The organism is Streptomyces sp. BK022 (assembly GCF_004217355.1).
GTDB lineage: Bacteria > Actinomycetota > Actinomycetes > Streptomycetales > Streptomycetaceae > Streptomyces > Streptomyces griseoluteus.
This window is the reverse complement of record NZ_SHKU01000004.1, coordinates 520,124-541,980: the sequence shown is the minus strand read 5'-3', so window position 1 is coordinate 541,980 and position 21,857 is coordinate 520,124. Positions and strand designations below refer to the sequence as shown.

The window sequence follows — 21,857 nt, the reverse complement described above, 5'->3', positions numbered from 1 at the left end:
GGCGCGTCCCAGGTGTGGTGGTCAGGAGTGGGGTCCGGCGGCGAGGGCCACGGGGTTGCCGTCGGGGTCGGTGACATACGCGATCCGCTCGCCCCACGGCATCTCCACGGGGTCGCGCAGCAACGGGACGCCGGCCCCGGCGAGTTCCTTCAGCAGGGTGTCCAGGTCCTCGACGAGGACGAACATCTCGAACCGGACCCCGGTGCCGGGCGGCCGGTCGTACCGGGTGGCGGGCCAGTCGGTGGAGACCACGGCGAGCTCCGCCGTGCCCCGGGCGAGGGCGATGTACGTGGGCTCGCCCTCGGGCGGGTTCTGCCGCAGCCGGGTGAAGCCGAGCCGCTCGTAGAAGGCGGCGGTCGCCGGGACGTGTTCGGCGAAGACCAGAGGAAAGGCGCGTTCCTGCACGGCGGGTCGGCTCCTGTCGTCGGGGGCGGTCACGGCTGGAGCCGGGTGACGTGCCAGTCGGCGCCGTCGCGCTCGTAGCGCAGCCGGTGGTGCATCCGGTCGGAGCGGGCCGACCAGAACTCCACCTCGTGCGGGACCAGCCGGTAGCCGGTGAACCGGGCGGGGCGGGCCAGGGCGGCGCCGGTGGCGGCGAGGGACTCGGCGGCGGCGCGCAGCGCGTCGGGGTCGGTGAGGGGCTCGCTCTGCTGGGACGCCGCGGACATGGCGTGCAGCGGGACGGGCCGGGCGTGCCAGAGGGCGTCCGCCTCGGCCTCGCCGATGGGGACGGCCGGGCCGCCGATGCTGATCTGCTGAGCGGTCTCGCGCCAGTAGAGCAGCCCGGAGGCCCAGCCGGTCTCCTCGATGTCGCGGCTCTTGCGGCTGGTGCTGTGGGTGGTGAACAGCAGTCCCCGGTCGTCGATGCCGCCGAAGACCACGACGCGGGTGGAGGCGCGGCCGCGCTTGTCGGCCGTGGCCAGGGCGAGCGCCCTGGGCTCGCGCACCCCCTGCTCCACGGCCTGGGCCAGCCACGCCCGCACCAGGCCCAGCGGCTCGGCCGGCGGGTCGTCGTACTCCGGGAAGCCGCGGTCGGTGCGGCCGGTGAGGCTCTCGAACTTGCTGCTGTTCATGCCGTGCCCTCCTTGAGTCGGTCCGGCCTAGACGTAGAGGTTTCCGCGCCCGACGGTCACGCCGTGGCCGCCGACCTGGACGGAGGTGATGTGCTCCCCGGTGCCCTCGGCGGTGGCGAGCATCAGCGAGGGACGGCCCATCTCCACGCCCTGGAGGATCTCCAGCGGCTGCCCGTAGGCGGCGAGGCCGTGCCGGGCGAGGTGGATGGCGAGGGGGCCGGCCGCCGAGCCGGTCGCGGCGTCCTCGACGACGCCGTAGGCCGGGGAGAACATCCGGGTCCGCCAGTGCGAGCCCTCCCCGGCGAAGCAGTTGGCCGCCATGTCGGGGAAGCGGGCGAGGGCGCGGTGGTCCGGGGTGAGCGCGGAGAGCGCGGCGACGCTCTCCAGCCCGACGAAGACGTGCCGGGGCCCGTTGCGGTAAATCTCCACCGGGGCGACGGTCTGGGTGACGCCGAGCGCGTCGAGCAGTTCCCCGGCGTGCTCGTACGGCTCCCAGACGGGATGCGGCTGCCGCATGCGGACGGTCACCGCGCCGTCGTCGTCCCCGAGTTCGACGGGGATGGTGCCCATGGCGGTCTCCAGCCGCAGCCGGTCCCGCCCCCGCACCTCGCCGAGCGCGACCGCCGTTCCGAGCAACGGGTGCCCGGCGAAGGGCAGTTCGTTGACCGGGGTGAAGATGCGGATGCGCGCGTCGCCGCCGTCGCGGGCGGGGTGGACGAAGGTGGTCTCGGAGAGGTTCATCTCCCGCGCGATGCGCTGCATCGTCTCGGCGGACAGGTCGCCGGCGTCCAGGAAGACGGCGACCGGGTTGCCGTACAGCGGCTTGCGGGAGAAGGCGTCCACGACCAGGTACTCGTGCATCAGCGGGGCTCCTGGGTGACCTGGGGAATCGGGAGGGCGGTGGGGTCGGCGAGGGCCTCGACGGCGAAGCCCATGCGGTGGTCCGGGGGGCGGCCGATCAGGTCGGCGGCGCGGTTGGGCGGCAGCGGCTGGCCGGCGGGGCGGTCGGTCTCCCACACCATGACGGCGCCCCAGCGGTTGTGCGCCTGGTCGGCGACCCAGTACTTCACCTTCAGGCCGGGCACCCCGGCCCAGTCGCCGGTCACCCCCTCCGACAGGTGCGCGTTGAGGGTGCGGATGCTCTGGGGCGAGTCGTCCAGGTCCCACCAGGCGATCTCCAGCCTCATCGGGCGAGCACCCCCCGCAGGGCGTCCCCGAGCAACCGGGGCCCGTCGACGGTGAGCACGGACTCGGCGTGGAACTGGAAGGAGGCGAAGTGCGGCCCGCGCAGCGCGTCGACCTCGCCGGTCTCCGGGTCCCGGCTGACCGCGACCTCTCCGGTGCCGGGTACGTGGTGGCGGTCGGCGGGGCTGACGGCGGCGAACGTGTTGTAGTAGCCGACGCGTTCGGGCCGTCCGAAGAGGTCGATGGCGCGCTGCAGCCCCTGGTTGGGTTCGGCCCGCCGGATCAGCGGCAGGCCGAGGCGGCGGCTGAGCACCTGATGGCTGAGGCAGACCGCGAGGAACGGCAGCCGGTCGCCGAGGAGTTGGGCCACGGCCGCGTCAAGGGCGGCGATCTTCGGGTCGGCGGTGTCCTGCGGGTCGCCGGGGCCGGGGCCCATCACGACCGCGTCGAACCCGTCGAGGCGGCCGTGCAGCCGGTCGTAGCGCAGCACCTCGGCGGTGGGACCGAGCGCTTCGAGCTGCTGGACGATCATCGCGGTGAAGGCGTCCTCGGCGTCCACCACCAGGATCTTCCGCCCCTTGAGCTCGGGCACCCGGAGGGCGCCGGGGGGCGTGGTACCGAGCCAGAAGTCGGCGATGTCGGCGTTCCGGCCGCGCAACGCCTCCCGCACCTCGGGCCGGTCCCCGAAGCGCGCCGCCGGCAGCGGGGGCACGTCCGGGCCGGCCGCGCCGCCCAGGGCGTGCAGCAACCCGGCCGCCTTCGCGCGGGTCTCGGCGGCCTCCGCGCGGGGGGAGGAATGGCGTACGAGGGTGGCGCCGACCGCGAGCCGCAGCCTGCCGTCGGCGGCGATGTCGGCGGTGCGGATCAGGATGGCGGAGTCCAGCGAGCGTCCGCCGCCGGGCTCGCGGCTGATCAGCGCGGCGAGGCCGCTGTAGTAGCCGCGCCCCTGGGGCTCGTGGCGCTGGATGACGCGGGCCGCGCTCTCCACCGGGCTGCCGGTGACGGTGGGCGCGAAGAGGGTCTCGCGGAGGATGTCCCGCAGGTCGCGGCGGGTGCGGCCCTCGATGAAGTACTCGGTGTGGGCGAGCCGGGCCATCTCCTTGAGCCGTGGTCCGGTGACCCGGACGCCGGGCTCGCAGATACGGGACATCATCTTCAGTTCCTCGTCCAGCACCATGTACAGCTCGTCGGTCTCCTTGCGGTCCTGGAGGAACGCGGTGAGACCGGCCAGGTCGGCGCCGCCGGGCGGGTAGCGGTAGGTGCCGCTGATCGGGTTCATCACGGCGTGCCCCCGGCGCACCGAGATGTGCCGTTCCGGGGTGGCGCCGACGAAGGAACGCCCGCCGACGTGGATGACGAAGGTCCAGTAGGCGCTGTGCTCGACCGCGGTCAGCCGGCGGAAGACGGCCAGCGCGGTGTGCGGGGTGTAGCCGTCGAGGTCGGCGAGCAGGGTGCGGCGCAGCACGAAGTTGGCGCCCTCGCCGGTGCCGATCTCGTCGGCGACGACCCGCCGGACCTTCTCGGCGTACTCGTCGTCGGACAGGTCGAAGCGGTGGCCGCTCATGCCGACCGGGGTGTCGGGCAACCGCTCCAGCACGTCCGCGAGGGGGAGCTCGGCCTGCTCGGTGACGGTGAGCGCGACCAGGGGCGAGCCGTCGTCGGGGGCGGCGAAGTCCCGTTCGGCGAGCTGGCGGTAGGGCACCAGGACCAGAGTCTCGTGGCCCGGGGTGTCCCTGCCCTCCGGCAGCGGCAGTCCGGCGAGCGTGGCCGGGTGGGAGACCTCGCCCAGCAGGACGTCGACCATGCCGGGGGTGCCGCTCTCCGGCCGGTGCAGCAGGGCGAAGTCCTGGTCGCCGGGCGCGGCGAGCAGGCGGCCCAGGAGGTCGCTGGGCGGGCTCACCGGAACACCTCCGCGCTGGGCAGGACCACCCCGCAGCGCTCGGCCACGTACTCCAGGGCGAGGCGGTGCCGTTCGGCGGAGAAGTCGGCGACGGCGTCGGCGGCGAGGAAGACCTGGATGTCGTTGGTGAACGCCTCGACGGCCGTGGCGAGCACCCCGATGTGGGCGTAGACCCCGCAGAGCACGAGCTGGTCGCGTCCGGCGGCGCGCAGCCGGCGCAGCAGGCCGGAGCGGTGGAAGGCGCTGTAGCGGTACTTGGTGAGCACCCAGTCCCCGGGCTCGGGGGCGAGTTCGGGCACCACCTCGCGGTCCTCGGGCGCGGTGCGCATGCCCGGACCCCAGAAGTCCTTGAGCAGTCCCCGGTCCTCGTCGCTCATGCCGCCCGGCTGCGCGGTGTAGGCCACCGGCACCGCGAGGCTCGCGGCGCGTTTGCGCAACCGGGCGGCGTTGTCGACGAGTTCGGAGCGCAGCGGGTCGGGGACGGAGCGCAGGAAGAAGTGCTGCATGTCGTGGATCAGCAGCGTGGCCCGCTGCGGGTCCGGCGTCCAGTGGGCGGTGTTCGCCGGGAGGCTGTCCGCCGCCGGCAGGGCGTAGGGCGCGATACGGGGTATGCCGACCACCAGTCGGCTCCTTTCGGGGCGGGAGGGCTGAGGGTCTTTCGTTTGGATCAGGCCGGACCCCGCGAGCCCGGCAAGATCCACACGAGAGGCCCTGGGGCCTGCCGGGGCGCGGCGGGGCTCAGCGCAGGGTGTGCGCCCAGCCGGTGACCATGCGCAGCGCCTGTCCGGGGTTGAGCCGCGGGTCGCAGAACGTGGTGTGCCGGTCCCCCACACTGCCGAGCTGGGAGACGTCGGCGGCGCACTCGGTGACGTCGTCCGGGGTGGTCTCCAGGTGCAGGCCGCCGTTGACGCCGCCGCTCTCGGCCAGGGCGGTGCCGAAGCCCTCGATCTCGGCGAGCATCGCGTCCACCAGGCGGGTCTTGTGGCCGGCGGGGCTGGTGATGGTGTTGCCGTGCATGGGGTCGCACAGCCAGATCGCCGGGTGTCCGGCGGCCCGTACGGCCTCCACCAGCGGGGGCAGCCTGCTGGCCACGAAGTCGGTGCCCATGCGGGCGACCAGCACGAGCCGGCCGGCCTCGCGGTGCGGGTCGAGACGGTGGGCCAGGGCGGTGACGTCCTCGGTGGTGGTGCCGGAGCCGATCTTGCAGGCGACCGGGTTCGACACCTCGGCGAGCAGCCGCACATGGGCGCCGTCGGGCCGGCGGGTGCGTTCCCCGATCCACGGCAGGTGCGTGGAGCCCAGGTAGGTGCGGGTGCCGTCCTGGCGCAGCATGGGCAGTTCGTAGTCGAGCAGCAGCGCCTCGTGGCTGGTCCACACCTGTTCGGCGGGCGGCCGGCCGGCGTTGACGTCCGCCAGTTCCCGGACGATCTCCCGGGCGGCCTGGTGGCAGGTGAGGATGCGCTCGGGGTCGGCGCGGCGGCTGACCGGGTCGGCCTCGGGCGCGTTGACCATGTGGCCGCGGAAGACGGGCAGGGTGATGCCGCCGACCTGCTCCACGGGCTTGGAGCGGGGTTTGGCGAACTGTCCGGCGATCCGGCCGACGCGCAGCACGGGCTTGCCGGTGACCGCGCCGGCCGCCTCCGCGAGGTGGTCGAGGAGGTCGGTCTTGCGGCGCACGTGCCGGGTGCTGGACTCGGCGGGGTCCTCGGCGCAGTCCCCCGCCTGGAGCAGCAGGGCCCGCCCGGCGGCGACGTCGGCGAGCAGGTGGCGCAGCCCTTCGGCGGCGTCGGCGGTGACCAGGGGTGGACAGGTGCGGAGGGTGGCGCGCACCCGCTCGACCGGGCGGGCGTCGTCCCACTGGGGCTGCTGCAGGGCGAGTGAGGCGTGGATGTCCTGGAGGGAGGGGCGCACGGCTTCCTCTTGCGGGGTCGGGGCGGGGACCGGGGGCCGGCCGGCCGGCGTCAGGTCGGGATTCCGTCGCGGCGGACCGCGGGGACGTCGATACCGAGGGCCCGGAACTGCTGGCAGGGGTTCATGAACTCGCGCTGCTGCTTGATCTTCCCGTTCTCGAAGGTGAAGGAGTGCAGGAAGTGGTTGCGGTACAGACCGGGCTCGTAGCCGGGGAAGAGGATCTGGCCCTCGCCGTCGCACTCCACCCAGAACCGGTCGGGGTCCTGGGTGTCGAAGATCTCGACGTTGATCCAGGCCCAGTCGGGAAAGCACTTGAGCGACCAGACGGCGTGCTCGCCGAGCCGGTCCCGGCCGCTGATGACGATGGGCTCGCCGGTCTCGGTGGTCCACAGGCCGCCGGTGCCGTCCTCGGTGAACAGCAGGTGCCGCTTGAGGCGGTCCTGGCCGCGGGTGTTCATGTACTGGGCGACGACGGCGCGGTTCTGTTCGCGGATCTCGTACTCGTCGGACATGTCTGGTCTCGCTTTCCGTCACTGGGAGGCGAAGGGCCGCTGCCGCGCCGGGGCGGACGGGCCTGGAGCACATCGGAACGAAGGGGAGTTCGCGGTGGTCGTACGGGGGTGTCAGACCAGCATGCTGATGGCGCGCGGGTCCTGGCCGACCAGGGCGCTGCCGTAGACCTGCTCGGGGACGCCCATGCCGAAGCCGGCGTGCCGGCTGCCGGTGTGGATGTCGCGCCAGAGCCGCTGGAGGGGGTTGGACTCGTCCAGGGCGGAGGAGCCGTAGAGCGTGACGATGTCGTCGACGGCCTGGCGGCACTGCTGGACGACATGGGTGGCGTCCATGCGGGCGCGGGCCCGGGTGAGCAGGTCGGGGTTCTCCCCCGCCCGGGCGTGCGCGTCCACGTTGTCGGCGAGGCGGCGGGCGTGCAGCCGGGCGGTGTCCAGCCGGGTGGCGGCGGCCGCGAGGGCGAGCCGGGCGGTGGGCGACTCGGCCTGGCTGGCGAAGGTGGTGCCGGCCACGCGCCGGGTCCCGGCGTGGTCCAGGGCGTGGCGCAGGGCGGTGTCGGCGCCGCCGAGCAGCGAGCCGATCAGGCCGACCATGAAGACGCCGGTCAGGCTGTTCCGGTAACGGCGGTCGGCCGGCACCAGGCCGTCGCTCTCGCCGTCGATCAGGGGCTTGTAGGGCAGCAGCCGGTGCGCGGGCACGAACACCTTCTCGGCGACGACCGTGTTGCTGCCGGTGCCGCGCATCCCGACGAAGTGCCAGGTGTCGCGGACGGTGATGTCGGCGGCCGGCATCAGCGCGAAGTGCGGCTGGAGTCCGGTGCCGGTGTCGGCGAGCAGCAGTCCGCCGATCCACTCGGCGTGCAGCGAGCCGGAGGCGTAGGGCCATTCACCGCTGACCCGGACCCCGCCGTCCACCGGTTCCACGGTGCGCACGGGGGCACCGAGGATGAGCGCGGTACGGGCGTCGGGGTCGTCGTCCCAGACCTCGGCGCGGGTGCGCTCGGGGAAGAGGGAGACGACGAAGTTTCCGACGTTGAGCACGCCGGCGACCCAGGCCGCGGAGACGCAGCCGCGGCCCAGCTCGGTACAGACCTCCAGCAGGGTGCGTACCGAGGTCTCGTGGCCGCCGTTGCTCTCGGGCACCAGCAGCCGGGTCAGTCCGGCGCCGGTGACGCGGGCCATGACCTCGTCGGGCAGCCGCCGGTCGCGGTCGCTGTCGGCGGCGCGTTTCCAGAGTTCCTCGCGAAGGCCGGCGGCCTGGTTCACCAGCTCCGCGGCACGCGCGTCGAGGTTATTTCCTGAACCGCGCAATTTCTTTTTCCTTCCGGATTTTCGGGACGCAGAGAGCCCCGGTGCGGATGGCGCTCCGGACGATTGGCGGTCCGTTTCCTCCGGCCGCCCCGGCATCGTACGTGGGCCCGTTCGGCGCAGCCACCCCCGTTGAATTCGCCGCGCCGGATACGAAACTTTTCGTTCCGCTTGACCGCCGTCGCCGGGCGCCCGCGGCCGGGAAAAGCGGAATACGCTCTTTCCGTCCACCCGGCCACCAGGGAACGGGCGTTCAACCGTGGAATCTCCTCGGTTGAACGGGCGCCGGAGCGCGTCGGCACGCCTTACGCGGGCGCCGGAGGCTGTGGTAATCCCTTTGGTTCGACAGGGCCGGACGCCGGATCTATTCCTCAGGAGACTGGCATGAGCAATAGCGCCCAGAAGTCCTACGATTACGCGACCGCCGACTTCAACGCCGTATATCGCGGAGGTGAACTGCTGGGTGACGCCGGGATCACCCGGGTCCCCTGGGACATCGGTGAACCGCAGCCCGGTGTGCTTGAATTCGAGCGCCGCGGACGAATTCGCGGCGAGGTGCTGGACGCGGGCTGTGGTCTGGGTGACAACGCCGTGTTCCTGGCCGCCCGCGGCTACCGGGTCACCGCCGTCGACGCCGCCTCCACGGCGATCGAGCGGGCCAGGGAGCGGGCGGCGAAGCAGGAAGGCGCCACGGAGATCGAGTTCGCCGTCGCCGATGCCACCAGCCTGGCCGGATACGAGGGCCGCTTCGACACCGTCCTGGACAGCGCGCTGTTCCACACGCTCGACGCGGACGGGCGCCGCCGGTACGCCGCCGCGCTCGGCCGGGCCGCCCGGCCCGGTGCCTGGCTGGACATGCTGTGCTTCGCGGCGGTCCCCGGCGGGATGCCCGAGCCGCTGTCCGTCTCCGAGGAGACGGTGCGCGAGGTGCTGACCGGGGCCGGCTGGACGGTGACGGAGCTGACCCGGACCGTCTACTGGGGCGTGGCCGAGGCCACCCGCACCTTCCTGGAGAAGACCGGCGTCCAGGTGGAGATCGACGAGGCGGGACGCACCCAGCTGCCGGTCTGGTCCGTCCTGGCCGAGCGCGCCTGACCCGCGCGCCGCCGTACCGCAACGTTCCCCGAAAGAAGGTCTGCCGATGCCGACGACCGTCAAACCCGTGAAGCTGGACCTGGCCCGGCTGGAAGCGATGGCGGAGTCCGACTACTACAACCCGTACACGATCTTCGACTGGCCCGAGTCCCTCGGCACCGACCGGCCGTGGATGAGCGAGGACCTGGTCACGCTCGCCGGCACCGAGGAGTGGGGGAAGCTGACGCGGGAGCAGCAGCTCGCCCTGACCCGGTTCGAGGCGGTGAACTTCTTCAGCCTCAACGTGCACGGCATCCGCGAGCTGCTCAGCGAGGTCGTGCTCCGCATCCACACCAAGACCTACGCCGACGCCTCGGAGTTCCTCCACCACTTCATCGGTGAGGAGAACGAGCACATGTGGTTCTTCGGGACCTTCTGCCTGAAGTACGGCGGGAAGGTGTACCCGGCGGTGCCGCAGGTCGGTCCGGGCCGGATCGAGGGGGTGGGCGACGCGGCGACCGAACTGGTCATCTTCGCCCGCATCCTGATCTTCGAGGAGCTGGTCGACTACTTCAACGCCCGGATGGCGACGGACGATGCGCTGCCGCCCATCGCGCAGGAGATCAACCGCGTCCACCACCAGGACGAGAGCCGCCATGTCGCCTTCGGGCGGCACCTGTTCACCCAGCTGCTGGACCAGGTCAAGGAGAGCCGCCCGGAGGACATCCCGGTGCTGGCCAACTACCTGGAGACGTACCTGGAGTACAGCGTCCGCAGCCTGTACAACCCGGCCGTGTACCGCGACGCCGGGCTCGACCAGCCCCTCGAACTGCGCCGCCGCCTGCTGGAACACCCGGCCCGGCACGCCGCGCACGACGCGATCCTCAACCGCACCCGCAAGTTCCTCGCCCGCAACGGCCTTCAGGTCCAAGGAGCATCGGCATGAGCGACGACAAGCTGACCAAGATCCTCACCTTCATCCACCAGCGCAACCCCGAGGTGGGCGAGCTGAACCTGGACGACGACCTGATCGACCGCCGCGCGGTGGACTCGCTGGCGTTCGTCGAGTTCCTCTACCTGCTGGAGGAGCTGAGCGGGGAGACCATCGACCCCGAGGAGATCGACGTCGAGGACTTCCGCACCCTGCGCGCCATCGACAAGCGTTTCCTGCACGGCGCGGCGGCGCGCTGATGGGCACCGCGACGGGGACGACGGACAACGGCCTCGGCGTCCTCGGCCCGGACGAGCTGCGGCTGCTGCGCGCGTTCGACTCGCTGGTGCTGTCCTGGGCGCACGAGTGGGAGGCGGCGGAGCGGCGCTACCCGTTCCTGCTGCGGCCGGTTGACCTGGAGTCCATCGACTACTACGAGAACTTCCCGCACCTGGGTCTGGCGGCCGTCGCGGCCGATCCGGCCCGGCTCGGGGAGCTGCGCGCCGGTGCCGCGAGCCCGCTGGCGGAGCTGCCGGCCTCCGTTCTCAACGACGCTGCGCTGGCGCTGCCTTCGGCCGCCTGCTACTCGGTCTACTTCGATCTGAAGGACCAGGCCCTTCCGGCGACGGAGAACCGCTTCACCACGGTCGCCACCTGTTTCCGCAACGAGACGCGCTACGAGGGCCTGCGCAGGCTGCTGGGCTTCAGCATGCGCGAGATCGTGTTCGTCGGCTCCCCCGAGGGCGCCACCGAGCACCTGAAGCGGGCCAAGGAGCAGGTGCTGGGGCTCGCCGACCGGCTGGGCCTGAAGATGAGCACCGAGGTCGCCACCGACCCGTTCTTCGACCGCACCGGGTCACGGGCCACGATGCAGCGGCTCTTCCCGGTGAAGGAGGAGTTCGTGGTGGACGGCCTGGCCATCGGGTCGGTGAACTACCACCGCAACTTCTTCGGGGAGCGCTGCGCGATCTCCCTGCCCGACGGCGCGCCCGCCTCCACCAGCTGCCTGGCCTTCGGCCTGGAGCGGTGGGTGCACGCGCTGACCACCCGGTTCGGTGACGCCCGGTCCGCCGCCGAGGCGGTCCTCGAAGCCGTCTGAGCCCCGCCCGCCCTCCGCCGAAAGTGAGCCGATGACCGACACGACCGTCGACGACGCCCTGGAGACCGGCGAGATCCAGGTGAGCGACGACATCCGGATAGCGTACGAGCGACGCGGGTCCGGCCCCGACATCGTCCTCGTCAACAACTTCTTCATGGACCGCAAGTCCTGGCGGTCCTACACCGCGAAGCTGGCCACCACGGCCCGGCTCACCTCATACGACCTGCGCGGCCAGGGCGACTCCAGCCGGCACGCCGGGGAGCCGGTGTGGGAGGACCACATCAGCGACCTGTCGGCCCTGTTCGACGGGCTGGGCCTGGAGAAGGCGATCCTGGTGGGCACGTCGTTCTCGACGCTGATCTGCCGGGACTTCGCCGTGGCCCACCCGGACCGGGTGCAGGGCCTGATCCTGGCGGGGCCGGCGATGAGCCCGCACGGCCCGCAGCGGCTGCGCCGGATCACCAAGTCCTGGCTGAAGACGCTGGAGACGTCCGGACTGGGCGTGCTGTACGAGCAGTTGTACCCGCTCGTCTCCGGTGACCGGGCGGTGGAGGAGGCGGGGCCCATCGGGTTCATGGGCCGCAAGCAGAACTTCCTCGGCATCCACACCGTGGAGTCCCTGCGCGCCGGGCTCGCGGTGTCGGTGAAGGCACCGCTGGACCCGCAGATCATGACCAAGGTGGCGGCCCCGACCCTGCTGTTCGTCGGCGGGGACGACTTCTCGCTGAGCACGGACGCGGTACGGGAGATGGTGGGGCTGTTCCCGGACGCCGTCACCGTCACCGTGCCGGACGGCGGGCATCTGGCCTTCCTGGAGGAGCCCGAGTGGTTCCAGCGGGAGGTGGAGTCGTTCGTCGAGCGGGTCGCCGGGACGGGTGACTGAGACACCGCTTCCGGGGCTCCCGAGCGCATGGCTGCTCGGGAGCCCCGGTCGTGTCCGGCGGGTGGTGCTGGCGAGCGCCGCGGTCGCCCCGCCGGGTACCGGCGCGGCCCAGCACCGGGCCGGCCGGCACGCGGTGGGCGCGGCGCTGCGGCGCGCGGGCAGCCCGGTCACGTCGGTGGGCCGCGCCTACAGCGGGGCGCCGATGAGCCCGGCGGGGTTCCCGGCCTCGGTGACCCACAGCACCGCGCTGGCGGTGGCCGCCGTCGCGCCCGGCGCGCGCGGGGTGGGCGTGGACCTGGAGCCGCGCTGCCCGGACCTCCGGCTGCACCGGTTCCTGCTGGACGAGCGGGAGCGGGCCGAGCTGTGGCCCGGCGCCGATCCCCCGGGCCTGCGGCGGCTGTTCGCCGCGAAGGAGGCCGCCTTCAAGGCGCTCTCGGAGTGCGTGGACGCCCATGGCGGGCTGTTCTGGCGGGTGCGGCTCGGCCTCCGCGACGGGCGCCTGTGGGCGCGGGCCGGGGACCGGTACGCGCTGGTCGGGGAGCTGTCGGCACCGGCGTTCGCGCTGGCCGTGGCGGTCACCGCTGATCCATAACCAAAAGTTCGGTATCCCAGAAAAACTAGGTCTTGGACTTCTGATCGCATCGTCGGGACCATGACTGGGACGGCAGTGCCGCAGCGACCCCCGTCAGCGGCACTGTCGTCCCTCGACGAAAGGAACGGACCGTGCCCGCTCGCCCCGAACCGCTCACCGCGCGCGAGGACCTGAGTGCGGCCGCCCGGCGACTGGCCGAGCACGTCGCCGGCCCGCTGTTCGCCGAGGGCCAGGACGGCTACGACGAGGAACGCGCCCGCTACCAGACCCACCGGCCGCACCGCCCGGCGCTCGTCGTCGGCGCGACCGAGCCCAAGGACGTCCAGCTCGCGGTGGAGTTCGCCGCCGCGCGCGACCTTCCGGTGGGCGTGCAGGCCACCGGGCACGCCCCCGCGCTGCCCGCCCGCACCGGGGTCCTCGTCAGCACCCGCCGGATGACCGAGGTACGCATCGACCCGGCCGCCCGGACCGCCTTCGTGGGCGCGGGCGCGCGGTGGAAGCAGGTCGTCGAGGCGGCCGCGCCGCACGGTCTGGCCCCGCTCAGCGGCAGCGCCCCGGACGTGGGCGTCGTCGGCTACACCCTGGGCGGCGGAATCGGCCTGCTGGCCCGCAGGTTCGGGTACGCCGCCGACCACGTCCGGCGCGTGGAGTGCGTCACCGCCGACGGCCGGCCCCGCGAGGTCACCGCCGACAGCGACCCGGACCTGTTCTGGGCGCTGCGCGGCGGCCGGGACAACTTCGGACTGGTCACCGGCCTCGAGGTGGACCTGATGCCGGTGGCCGGGCTCTACGGCGGGGGCCTGTACTTCGACGGCGCCTCGGCCGAGCGCGTGCTCAACGCCTACCTGCGCTGGACGGAGACGGTCCCCGAGGAGATGACCTCCTCCCTGGCCCTGGTCCCGCTGCCCGACGCGCCGACGCTGCCCCCGCCGCTGCGCGGGCGGTACGTGGTGCACGTCCGGATCGCCTACCTCGGCGACGCGGCCGACGGGGAGCGGCTGGTCGCCCCGCTGCGGGCGCTGGGTCCCCGGCTGGCGGACGCGGTGCGCGAGCTGCCGTACACCGAGTCGGGTTCCATCCACAACGACCCGGTGGCGCCGGCCGCGTACGTGGGGACCAACGCGATGCTCTCGGGGCTGGACGCGGGCGCGGTGCGGACCGTACTGGAGCTGTCCGGCCCGGACGCGCCGATCACCAGCATCGTCGAGGTGCGCCATCTGGGCGGCGCGCTGGCCCGGCCGCCGCGGGTGCCGAACTGCGTCGGCCACCGCTCGGCCGGCTATCTGCTCGCGGTGCTCGACCGGGTCACCGACGACACCGCCGACACCGTCCGCGCCGCGCACACCCGGCTCACCGACGCCCTGTCCCCGCGCACCACGGGCCGCAACCTGAACTTCCTCTACGGCGCCGCCGCCACCCCCGACCAGGTGCGCCGGGCGTACGAACCCGGCGACTACGCGCGCCTGGTCCGGATCAAGGCCGCCCACGACCCCGGGAACCTCTTCCGGCTGAACCACAACATCCCGCCGAACCCCTCCCCCGGCCCGTAGCTGACGGGCCGCGGGCCGACCGCTCAGGACAGCAGAAGGAACGATGATGGAAAAGAAATGGTGGACCCTGTTGGGGGTGTGCGGCGGGACGTTCATGCTCCTGCTGGACACCACCATCGTGTACGTCGTCATGCCCGATGTGCAGCGTGACCTGAACGCCAGCTTCGCCGACCTCCAGTGGGTGATCGACGGCTACGCGCTGGCGCTGGCCTCCTTCCTGCTGACCAGCGGCACGCTGGCCGACCGGTTCGGCCGCAAGCGCCTCTACGCGATCGGCGTGGCCCTGTTCACGGTCGCCTCGCTGCTGTGCGGTGTGGCCCAGTCGCCGCTGATGCTGATCATGTCCCGGGTGCTCCAGGGCGTGGGCGGCTCGGTCATGTTCGCCACCGGTCTGGCGCTGCTCGCGGGCAGCTTCCAGGGCAAGGAACGCGGCATGGCGTTCGGCGTGTGGGGCATGGTCACCGGCCTCGCCTCCGCCATCGGCCCGGTGGCCGGCGGCCTGATCTCCAGCGGCATCAGCTGGCGGGGCATCTTCCTGGTCAACGTGCCGATCGGTGTGATCGTGGCGCTGATCATCGCGCTGCGCGTGGACGAGTCGAAGTCGCCGTTCGCCCGCAAGCTGGACTGGCCCGGCTTCGTCCTGCTCACCGGCGGCCTCGCCACCCTGGTCTACGGTCTGATCCGCGCCGGCGAGACCGAGTGGAGCGACGGCCGGGCGGTGACCGGTCTGGTGGCGGGCGCGGCGCTGCTGCTCGCCTTCCTGCTGGTGGAGGCGAAGTCCGAGCAGCCGATGTTCGACCTGAGGCTGTTCCGCATCCCCACCTTCGTCGGCGGCTCCATCGCCGCGTTCGCCATGAACGGCTCGCTGTTCGCGATGTTCCTGTTCCTGGCGATCTACTTCCAGGAGGCGCTGGGCTACTCCTCGCTGGAGACGGGCCTGCGCCTGCTCACCGCCTCGCTGTCGATGCTGGTCGCCTCCCTGGTCGCCGGGCGGCTCAGCGCCAAGGTGCAGCCCCGCTACATGATCGGCGTCGGGCTGCTGCTGGTCGGTGCCGCCCTGCTGCTGATGAGCGGGATCACCGCGTCCAGCGGCTGGGAGCACTTCATCCCCGGTCTGGTGCTGGGCGGTGTCGGCGCCGGTCTGGTGAACCCGCCGCTGGCCTCCACGGCCGTGGGCGTCGTGGACTTCTCCCGGTCCGGCATGGCGTCGGGTGTGAACGGCACCTTCCGTCAGCTCGGTGTGAGCGCGGGTGTCGCGGTGCTCGGCTCGACCTTCGCCGGTGTCATCAGCGACCGCTTCCGCGACGGACTGCGTGGGGTGCCCGAACTGGCGGGCCGCAGCGACCAGCTGGCCGCGCTGACGCGGGGCGGCGAGACCGGTGAGGCGGTGCGGCTGGTGCCGGAGCAGTACGGGGAGAAGGTGCAGCAGATCGCCACGACCGGGTTCGTGGACGGCCTCAACACCCTGCTCGCCGTGTCGGCCGGCCTGGCCCTGCTCGGTGGTGTGCTGGCCCTGGTGCTGATCCGGCCCGCCGACTTCCAGGCGGCCCAGCAGCCGAAGCCCGCGACGAACGACGCTCCCGGTCAGTCCCCGGTGGCGGCGGAGAGCTGAGTCCGGTCAACGGAAAGCGGGCCCGTCGGTCGCCGACGGGCCCGCTCTTCGTGCTGTCGGGTCACGCGCCGCTCATCGAGGCGACCTGCGTCGCAGCCGGCTCGCCGAAGGACTGCCGGCAGTGCAGCAGCAGTTCGCGCAGCGCGGGGCTCTTGGTGGGCGCGGAGATCAGGGCGAGTACCGCGGGGACGTCGGCGTCGGTGATGGCGACGGTCTTGAGCCCCTTCTGATGGCCGGTCATCGACTCGGAGAGCACCGCGACCCCGAGGCCCCGCTCGGCCAGCTGCATCACCGCGCCGGGCGCGCTCGCCTGCAGCGCGATGGTCGGGGTGAGGCCCAGCGCGGCGGAAGCCTGGTCCAGCGTCGCCCGGATTCCGGTCCCCTCGGGCAGGCAGACGAGCGGGAAGGCGCTCAGTTCGGCGAGGGTGACCCCGTCCTTTTCGGCCAGCGGGTGCTCGTGCGGCACGGCGGCGACGATCGGCTCGCTGATCACCTGCCAGCCGTCCAGGTCGTCCGGCGCGCGATGGGCGGCGCCGATCAGCGCCAGGTCGACGGTGCCCTCCCGGACGTACTCGACCAGCTTGGCCGAATCGTCCTCGAGCAGGCTGATCTCGACGCCGGGGTGGGCCAGATGGAAGCCGGACAGCGCGTCGAACAGCGGCTGGACGGTGCAGGCGGTGACCATGCCGACGACCAGCTTGCCCCGGACCAGGCCGTTCATCTCGTCCACGGCCTGCCGCAGCGAGTCCATCGAGGACAGCACGGACTTGGCGTGCGCCAGCACCACCTCGCCGACCGCCGTGAGCTGCACACTGCGGCCGGAGCGGTCGATCAGGGTGGCCCCCAGGTCGTTCTCCAGCTGGCGGATCTGGGCGCTGATCCCAGGCTGGCTGATATGCACCAGCTCCGCGGCCCTGGTGAAATTGGCTTCCTGTGCCACGGCGATGAAGTACCTGAGCTGCCTGATCTCCATAACTCCAAATTATAACGCCGATCCGGATGATTGATTGGACTTGTTCTCGGCCAATGACGGAAAATTGCCACGTTGGTACCCGGACCGCAGGAAAGGATGATTGTGTCCGAGAACGAGAAGGCCCTGAAGCCGGAAGACCTCACCCGTCTCTTCGTGGAGCGCGCCAACGCGGGTGACGCCGCCGGCCTCGCCGCGCTGTACGACGAGGAGGCCGTGATGGCCTACCCGCCCGGCAGCACCACGGTGGGCCGGGAGGCGATCCGCCAGCTCTGGGAGAAGGTGCTGTCCAACGGGCCGCGCTTCGAGCCCGAGGAGCCCCTGCCCACGCTGGTGTTCGGTGACATCGCGCTCACCTCGACGCCGCCCAGGGACGGTTCGGGCGCCCGCGCGCAGGTGGTCAGGCGCCAGGCGGACGGCAGCTGGCTGCGCATCATCGACCAGCCGGAGTTCCGCCCGCCGACGAGCTGACGGCCTGTCGCTTTCTGGCCATCCTCGCCTGGGCGCCACCGGCCACCACACGGCTGGCGCCCGGTGCGCGACGCGGGACGCCCGGCCGAAAAACCTGTTGTCTCCACGAGGCACCGGTTCCGGTCCGGACGATTTCTCTCATCGCGCGTTGACGATTCACCGGCACCGGATATGGTGCACGGCAGCAGGTCCAGAGCCAAACGGGGGAGGCTCTTCACAGTGATACGCGATTCCTGGCGCCGCTTTTCGGCGCGGCGGCCTCTTTTCCGGAGCCGCCCCTTCCAGCCCGGCCCACTCGGTCCACGCCGCCCCTTGAGCGCGGCGCACCACCGGAGGCCGGGCTCTCGTGTATCCCCGGTCTGTTGTTACGGCCGGGTATTCGCGCACGGTCGCTGACCGCCCCGACACACCACCGCCGGTTTCTCCCGGCACCCTCAGGGGTGTCCCGAACCGGTCGACCGGTCTGTGGCCACGCGCGTCAATCTCGCATCTTTATGCCCCCGTACGGACATATGAACAGGAGATTGAGAATGGCTGTGACGGAAACCAGAGGAATTCACCTCGCCGCCCCGGTGATCTGCGAGTCGGCGGAAATGTGGCACGCGCAGGCGGACAGCCTGCCGGTGACCCGCGCGCCCATCGAGTCGTTGTCGACCGACGACTCCCCCCGTATATCCGGGGAGAACGAGGAACACGTCCGGCACCTGGCGCAGTGCGTCTCGCCGCTGCCGCCGATCATCGTGCACCGCGCCACGCTCCGCGTCATCGACGGCGTCCACCGGCTGCGGGCCGCCCGGCTCAACGGGCAGACCCACATCGACGTGCAGTACTTCGACGGCACCGCCAAGGACGCGTTCCTGCTGGCGGTGGAGCGCAACGCCCACCACGGGCTGCCGCTGACCCGCGCCGACCGCAACGCGGCCGCGCTGCGCATCATCCGCTCGCACCCGGACTGGTCGGACCGGATGATCGCGTCCGCCACCGGACTGTCGCCGAAGACGGTGGGCTCGATCCGGCGTCGTTCGGGTGACGCAATTCCTCAGTTGAACGCCCGGATCGGCCGGGACGGCCGGTCGCGCCCGGTGGACAACTCCGAGCGGCGCCGGCTGGCGGGGGAATACGCGCGTAGCCATCCGCAGGCCACGCTGCGGGAGATCGCCCGGGAGAGCGGGCTGTCCCTGGCGACCGCACGCGACGTGCGCGAGCGCGTGCAGAAGGGCGCGAGTCCGACCCTCGGCGGGCGGCCGTCCGGCGGCCCGGTGCACAGGCCGGCCGTCCCTGCGCCCGCCTCACGCGGATCGGAGCAGGGCGGTGTGACCGCCTTCGCGCTGGCCGAGACCCTGCTGCTGCTCAGGCGGGACCCGTCGATACGGCTCACCGAGCACGGCCGGTTCCTGCTGCGGCTGCTGGACACCCACGCGCTGGCGAACCGGCGCTGGGAGGAACTGGTGGACCGGATTCCGCCGCACTGCGCGGCCAAGGTCGCGGCCGCGGCCCGGGAATGCGCGGCCTCGTGGCGGGACGCGGCCCAGCAGTTGGAGGAGCGGGCGCGTGCGGTCGACGGCCGGGGAGCGGTGAACACCATCGCCTGAATGCAGCGATTCTCCCTATGCTCTCCGCATGACAATTCTGGTGACCGGGGCCACCGGCAAGACGGGCCGCCATGTATTGCGGGAACTGCTGGCAGCGGGCGAAGAAGTGCGCGTCTTGACCCGTGACCCGGAAAACGCGAGAGTTCCGTCCGGGACGCATGTCGTACGCGGCGATCTGAGCGACCCGGAAAGCCTTTATCCGGCGCTCGACGGGGTGTCCTCGGTATTCCTCTTCCCGGTTCTCGACGCCATTCCGGCATTCGCGGCGATGGCGAAACGCGCGGGCGTGGAGAAGGTGGTGCTGTTCACCGGGGCCTGGGCCGCGGGACACACGGCGCGGGACCGGTCCTCCTGGGTCTACCCGAGGTACCGGGCGGCCGAGGCGGCGCTCGCGGAGAACGGGCCGGAGCGGTGGACGGTGCTCCGGCCGGCGCCCTTCGCCACCAACGCGCTGTGGTGGGCGCCGGGCGCGCGGGCGGACGGGGTGGTACGGCTGCCCCATCCGGACGCCGTGTGCCCGGTGGTGCACGAGGCCGACCTCGCGGCGGCGGCCGTGGCCGCGCTGCGGACGGACGGCCACCACGGGCGCTGGTACACGGTCACCGGGCCCGCGCCCGTCTCCCAGGCGGAGCAGGTCGCCGCGATCGCGGAGGCGAGCGGGCGGCCGCTGCGGGTGGCCCGGACCGACCCGGAGGTCTGGCGGTCCGAGGCGGAGCGCTTCCTGCGGCCGGGGATCGTCGCCGACCTGCTGAACGAGTGGTCCCAGACCGAGGCCGACCCGGCCACCGCCCTGCCGGTCACCTCGGCCGTGGAGGACCTCACCGGCCGGCCCGCGCGCACCTTCGACCGCTGGGCCGCGGACCACGCCGGCGACTTCCGCTGATTCCGCCGGTCCCGGACCGGCCCCGAAAGGACGTCATGGAGTACACCCAGCTCGGCCGCAGCGGTCTGCGCGTCTCCCGGCTCTGCCTCGGCACCATGAACTTCGGGGTGCACACCGAGGAGGCCGAGGCGCACCGCATCCTGGACGCCGCCCTGGACGCGGGCGTCAACTTCGTCGACACCGCCGACCTGTACGGCTGGCCCGAGCACCCCGGCCTGACCGAGACGGTGATCGGCAACTGGCTCGCGCTGGGCGGGGGGCGCCGCGAGCGGACGGTGCTGGCCACCAAGGTGTACTCGGACATGGGCGACTGGCCCAACGAGGGCGGGCTGTCCGCGCTGCACATCCGCCGGGCGGTCGAGGCCAGCCTGCGACGGCTGCGCACCGACCACATCGACCTGTACCAGATGCACCACGTCGACCGGTCAACCCCGTGGGACGAGATCTGGCAGGCCATGGACGTCCTGGTGGGTCAGGGCAAGATCGTCTACGTCGGCTCCAGCAACTTCGCGGGGTGGCACCTGGCGGAGGCCCAGGAGAGCGCGCGTGCCCGGCAGCTGCCCGGCCTGGTGAGCGAGCAGTCCCACTACAACCTCCTGGAACGCACCGTCGAGCTGGAGGTGATCCCGGCCGCCCGGCGCTACGGCATCGGCCTGCTCCCCTGGTCCCCGCTGCACAGCGGCCTCCTCGCCGGGGTGCTCCGCGACGAACGCCGGGGCGTGCGGCGCACGGCCGGGCGGGCTGCCGCCGCGCTGGCCGGCAGGCGCCCGCAGATCCAGGAGTACGAGGACTTCGCCGCCGAGCTGGGCCAGGAGCCGGGGCACGTCGCGCTGGCCTGGCTGCTCGCCAAGCCGGCCGTCACCGCGCCCGTCGTCGGCCCGCGCACCGTGGCCCAGTTGCACAGTGCCCTCGCCGCGCTGGACGTCGGGCTGGAGCCGAAGGCGCTGGCCCGGCTCGACGAGATCTTCCCCGGTCACCGGCCCGCGCCCGAGGCGTACGCCTGGTGACACCCGGCCGGGCACCCGGCCCGGCCACCCCGCACCGTCAGCAGCCGCTGCAACCCGAGGAGTGTCATGCCCCGCCGTCTGTTCACTTCGGAGTCCGTCACCGAGGGCCATCCCGACAAGATGGCCGACCGGATCAGCGACACGGTCCTCGACGCGCTGCTGGCGCGTGACCCGCGCTCACGCGTCGCCGTGGAGACCCTGATCACCACCGGCCAGGTGCACGTGGCCGGCGAGGTCACCACGCGGGCCTGGGCCGACGTGCCCGCCCTGGTCCGCGAGGCCGTGCTCGACATCGGCTACGACGCCTCCGCGAAGGGGTTCGACGGTGCCTCCTGCGGGGTGTCCGTCTCCATCGGGGCCCAGTCCCCCGACATCGCGCGCGGTGTCGACGCGGACGGCGATGACCTGCTGGCCGCCCAGGGCGCCGGGGACCAGGGCCTGATGTTCGGCTACGCGACCGACGAGACCCCGGAGTTGATGCCGCTCCCGATCCGGCTGGCGCACCGGCTGGCCCAGCGGCTCACCGAGGTGCGCCGCTCCGGGAACATGCCGTATCTCAGGCCCGACGGGAAGACCCAGGTCACCGTGGAGTACGACGGGGACCGGGCGGTCCGGCTGGACACGGTCGTCGTCTCCGCGCAGCACGCGGCGGACGTCTCGCTGGAGGACCTGCTGGTGCCCGAGGTGCGCCGGAACGTGGTCGAGGTGGAGCTGGCGCGGCTGGCCGGGGAGGGCATCGAACTCGACACCGAGGGCTGCCGGTTGCTGGTGAATCCCACCGGGCGCTTCCACATCGGCGGCCCGATGGGCGACGCGGGGCTGACCGGCCGGAAGATCATCATCGACACCTACGGCGGGATGGCCCGCCACGGTGGCGGCGCCTTCTCGGGCAAGGACCCGTCCAAGGTGGACCGCAGTGCCGCGTACGCGATGCGCTGGGTGGCGAAGAACGTCGTGGCCGCCGGTCTCGCCGCGCGCTGCGAGGTGCAGGTCGCGTACGCGATCGGACGGGCCGAGCCGGTGGGGCTGTTCATCGAGACCTTCGGCACCCACCGGGTCGGCGTCGACGCGATCGGCAAGGCCGTCGACGAGGTCTTCGACCTGCGCCCGGCGGCCATCATCCGCGATCTCGACCTGCTGCGGCCGATCTACGCCCGGACGGCGGCGTACGGCCACTTCGGCCGCGAGCTGCCCGAGTTCACCTGGGAGCGGACGGACCGGGCGGAGGCGCTCCGCGCGGTGGCCGGGCTGTGACCACGGGTGCGCCCCGCCCTGGGTCCGGGCGGGGCGCACCTTTCCGTGCCCGC

General features: G+C 72.5%; 23 protein-coding genes. 13 read left to right on the top strand and 10 right to left on the bottom strand.

The features are described 5' to 3' along the window. Window positions 1-21: 21 nt before the first annotated feature. From EV284_RS19235 to EV284_RS19195, 9 genes are all read right to left on the bottom strand, one after another. A complete protein-coding gene (locus EV284_RS19235; protein WP_130335754.1) occupies window positions 22-405 on the bottom strand; it encodes a VOC family protein in 384 nt (127 codons plus the stop codon). 29 nt (window positions 406-434) lie between these two features. Further along, window positions 435-1,073, bottom strand: coding sequence for a phenazine biosynthesis FMN-dependent oxidase PhzG (gene phzG / locus EV284_RS19230; protein WP_130335752.1), 639 nt, complete (start codon window positions 1,071-1,073; stop codon window positions 435-437). Window positions 1,074-1,100: 27 nt separating this feature from the next. Continuing rightward, a complete protein-coding gene (locus tag EV284_RS19225; protein WP_130335750.1) occupies window positions 1,101-1,934 on the bottom strand; it encodes a PhzF family phenazine biosynthesis protein in 834 nt (277 codons plus the stop codon). Further along, window positions 1,934-2,260 (bottom strand): hypothetical protein, encoded by a 327-nt coding sequence (locus EV284_RS19220; RefSeq protein WP_130335748.1) that lies wholly within the window; start codon window positions 2,258-2,260, stop codon window positions 1,934-1,936. The genes EV284_RS19225 and EV284_RS19220 overlap by 1 nt, the downstream gene beginning before the upstream one ends. Next, window positions 2,257-4,158: an anthranilate synthase family protein gene (locus EV284_RS19215; protein WP_207229076.1), complete on the bottom strand. Its 1,902-nt coding sequence runs from the start codon at window positions 4,156-4,158 to the stop codon at window positions 2,257-2,259. Before EV284_RS19215 ends, EV284_RS19220 begins: the two co-directional genes overlap by 4 nt. Further along, window positions 4,155-4,778, bottom strand: a complete 624-nt coding sequence (locus EV284_RS19210; RefSeq protein ID WP_130335746.1) for an isochorismatase family protein — start codon at window positions 4,776-4,778, stop codon at window positions 4,155-4,157. Before EV284_RS19210 ends, EV284_RS19215 begins: the two co-directional genes overlap by 4 nt. A gap of 118 nt (window positions 4,779-4,896) precedes the next feature. Continuing rightward, complete coding sequence (locus EV284_RS19205; protein ID WP_130335744.1) at window positions 4,897-6,069, bottom strand: 3-deoxy-7-phosphoheptulonate synthase; 1,173 nt, start codon at window positions 6,067-6,069, stop codon at window positions 4,897-4,899. 50 nt (window positions 6,070-6,119) lie between these two features. Continuing rightward, the gene (locus EV284_RS19200) at window positions 6,120-6,581 is read right to left on the bottom strand and encodes a PhzA/PhzB family protein (protein ID WP_207229075.1); all 462 of its coding nucleotides are present in this window, start codon (window positions 6,579-6,581) and stop codon (window positions 6,120-6,122) included. 111 nt (window positions 6,582-6,692) lie between these two features. After that, window positions 6,693-7,889 carry an acyl-CoA dehydrogenase family protein gene (locus tag EV284_RS19195; protein ID WP_207229074.1) on the bottom strand — a complete coding sequence of 399 codons (1,197 nt, stop codon included), beginning with the start codon at window positions 7,887-7,889 and terminating at the stop codon, window positions 6,693-6,695. Window positions 7,890-8,270: 381 nt separating this feature from the next. Between EV284_RS19195 and EV284_RS19190 the strand changes: the two genes are divergently transcribed. The 8 genes from EV284_RS19190 to EV284_RS19155 all read left to right on the top strand — a co-directional run bounded on the left by EV284_RS19190 (window position 8,271) and on the right by EV284_RS19155 (window position 15,627). After that, window positions 8,271-8,981 (top strand): class I SAM-dependent methyltransferase, encoded by a 711-nt coding sequence (locus EV284_RS19190; RefSeq protein ID WP_130335740.1) that lies wholly within the window; start codon window positions 8,271-8,273, stop codon window positions 8,979-8,981. A 46-nt stretch (window positions 8,982-9,027) separates the two neighbouring features. Next, window positions 9,028-9,906, top strand: a complete 879-nt coding sequence (locus tag EV284_RS19185) for a diiron oxygenase (protein ID WP_130335738.1) — start codon at window positions 9,028-9,030, stop codon at window positions 9,904-9,906. Further along, a complete protein-coding gene (locus EV284_RS19180; RefSeq protein ID WP_051720141.1) occupies window positions 9,903-10,151 on the top strand; it encodes a hypothetical protein in 249 nt (82 codons plus the stop codon). Before EV284_RS19185 ends, EV284_RS19180 begins: the two co-directional genes overlap by 4 nt. Then, the gene (locus EV284_RS19175) at window positions 10,151-10,990 is read left to right on the top strand and encodes a hypothetical protein (protein ID WP_130335736.1); all 840 of its coding nucleotides are present in this window, start codon (window positions 10,151-10,153) and stop codon (window positions 10,988-10,990) included. The genes EV284_RS19180 and EV284_RS19175 overlap by 1 nt, the downstream gene beginning before the upstream one ends. A gap of 31 nt (window positions 10,991-11,021) precedes the next feature. Further along, complete coding sequence (locus EV284_RS19170) at window positions 11,022-11,873, top strand: alpha/beta hydrolase (protein WP_130335734.1); 852 nt, start codon at window positions 11,022-11,024, stop codon at window positions 11,871-11,873. Then, entirely contained in the window at window positions 11,866-12,465 is a 600-nt protein-coding gene (locus tag EV284_RS19165; RefSeq protein ID WP_165425579.1) for a 4'-phosphopantetheinyl transferase superfamily protein, read from the top strand. The genes EV284_RS19170 and EV284_RS19165 overlap by 8 nt, the downstream gene beginning before the upstream one ends. Before the next feature lie 131 nt (window positions 12,466-12,596). Next, window positions 12,597-14,015 carry an FAD-binding oxidoreductase gene (locus EV284_RS19160; protein WP_130335730.1) on the top strand — a complete coding sequence of 473 codons (1,419 nt, stop codon included), beginning with the start codon at window positions 12,597-12,599 and terminating at the stop codon, window positions 14,013-14,015. A gap of 43 nt (window positions 14,016-14,058) precedes the next feature. Next, on the top strand, window positions 14,059-15,627 hold the full coding sequence (locus tag EV284_RS19155) for an MFS transporter (RefSeq protein WP_207229073.1): 1,569 nt from the start codon (window positions 14,059-14,061) through the stop codon (window positions 15,625-15,627). 61 nt (window positions 15,628-15,688) lie between these two features. Here EV284_RS19155 and EV284_RS19150 read toward each other — a convergent pair whose 3' ends face one another. Further along, complete coding sequence (locus EV284_RS19150) at window positions 15,689-16,600, bottom strand: LysR substrate-binding domain-containing protein (RefSeq protein ID WP_130335728.1); 912 nt, start codon at window positions 16,598-16,600, stop codon at window positions 15,689-15,691. 102 nt (window positions 16,601-16,702) lie between these two features. Here EV284_RS19150 and EV284_RS19145 point away from each other — a divergent pair, with 102 nt between their 5' ends. The 5 genes from EV284_RS19145 to metK all read left to right on the top strand — a co-directional run bounded on the left by EV284_RS19145 (window position 16,703) and on the right by metK (window position 21,804). Next, the gene (locus EV284_RS19145; protein ID WP_130335726.1) at window positions 16,703-17,068 is read left to right on the top strand and encodes a nuclear transport factor 2 family protein; all 366 of its coding nucleotides are present in this window, start codon (window positions 16,703-16,705) and stop codon (window positions 17,066-17,068) included. A gap of 530 nt (window positions 17,069-17,598) precedes the next feature. Next, on the top strand, window positions 17,599-18,660 hold the full coding sequence (locus tag EV284_RS19140; RefSeq protein ID WP_242625724.1) for a ParB N-terminal domain-containing protein: 1,062 nt from the start codon (window positions 17,599-17,601) through the stop codon (window positions 18,658-18,660). 28 nt (window positions 18,661-18,688) lie between these two features. Then, window positions 18,689-19,543, top strand: a complete 855-nt coding sequence (locus EV284_RS19135) for an NAD(P)H-binding protein (protein ID WP_130335724.1) — start codon at window positions 18,689-18,691, stop codon at window positions 19,541-19,543. 35 nt (window positions 19,544-19,578) lie between these two features. Beyond that, window positions 19,579-20,550 (top strand): aldo/keto reductase, encoded by a 972-nt coding sequence (locus EV284_RS19130; protein WP_130335722.1) that lies wholly within the window; start codon window positions 19,579-19,581, stop codon window positions 20,548-20,550. 66 nt (window positions 20,551-20,616) lie between these two features. After that, a complete protein-coding gene (gene metK / locus EV284_RS19125) occupies window positions 20,617-21,804 on the top strand; it encodes a methionine adenosyltransferase (RefSeq protein ID WP_130335720.1) in 1,188 nt (395 codons plus the stop codon). Window positions 21,805-21,857 lie beyond the last annotated feature (53 nt).

What these genes read in the sequence shown, in the direction of transcription:
- EV284_RS19155 (WP_207229073.1), top strand. Translation starts at nt 14,059, where the DNA reads ATGATGGAAAAGAAATGGTGGACCCTGTTGGGGGTGTGCGGCGGGACG.
- EV284_RS19140 (WP_242625724.1), top strand. Translation starts at nt 17,599, where the DNA reads ATGGCTGTGACGGAAACCAGAGGAATTCACCTCGCCGCCCCGGTGATC.
- EV284_RS19170 (WP_130335734.1), top strand. Translation starts at nt 11,022, where the DNA reads ATGACCGACACGACCGTCGACGACGCCCTGGAGACCGGCGAGATCCAG.
- EV284_RS19150 (WP_130335728.1), bottom strand. Translation starts at nt 16,600, where the DNA reads ATGGAGATCAGGCAGCTCAGGTACTTCATCGCCGTGGCACAGGAAGCC.
- EV284_RS19180 (WP_051720141.1), top strand. Translation starts at nt 9,903, where the DNA reads ATGAGCGACGACAAGCTGACCAAGATCCTCACCTTCATCCACCAGCGC.
- EV284_RS19225 (WP_130335750.1), bottom strand. Translation starts at nt 1,934, where the DNA reads ATGCACGAGTACCTGGTCGTGGACGCCTTCTCCCGCAAGCCGCTGTAC.
- EV284_RS19130 (WP_130335722.1), top strand. Translation starts at nt 19,579, where the DNA reads ATGGAGTACACCCAGCTCGGCCGCAGCGGTCTGCGCGTCTCCCGGCTC.
- phzG (WP_130335752.1), bottom strand. Translation starts at nt 1,073, where the DNA reads ATGAACAGCAGCAAGTTCGAGAGCCTCACCGGCCGCACCGACCGCGGC.
- EV284_RS19185 (WP_130335738.1), top strand. Translation starts at nt 9,028, where the DNA reads ATGCCGACGACCGTCAAACCCGTGAAGCTGGACCTGGCCCGGCTGGAA.
- EV284_RS19200 (WP_207229075.1), bottom strand. Translation starts at nt 6,581, where the DNA reads ATGTCCGACGAGTACGAGATCCGCGAACAGAACCGCGCCGTCGTCGCC.
- EV284_RS19190 (WP_130335740.1), top strand. Translation starts at nt 8,271, where the DNA reads ATGAGCAATAGCGCCCAGAAGTCCTACGATTACGCGACCGCCGACTTC.
- metK (WP_130335720.1), top strand. Translation starts at nt 20,617, where the DNA reads ATGCCCCGCCGTCTGTTCACTTCGGAGTCCGTCACCGAGGGCCATCCC.
- EV284_RS19135 (WP_130335724.1), top strand. Translation starts at nt 18,689, where the DNA reads ATGACAATTCTGGTGACCGGGGCCACCGGCAAGACGGGCCGCCATGTA.
- EV284_RS19220 (WP_130335748.1), bottom strand. Translation starts at nt 2,260, where the DNA reads ATGAGGCTGGAGATCGCCTGGTGGGACCTGGACGACTCGCCCCAGAGC.
- EV284_RS19175 (WP_130335736.1), top strand. Translation starts at nt 10,151, where the DNA reads ATGGGCACCGCGACGGGGACGACGGACAACGGCCTCGGCGTCCTCGGC.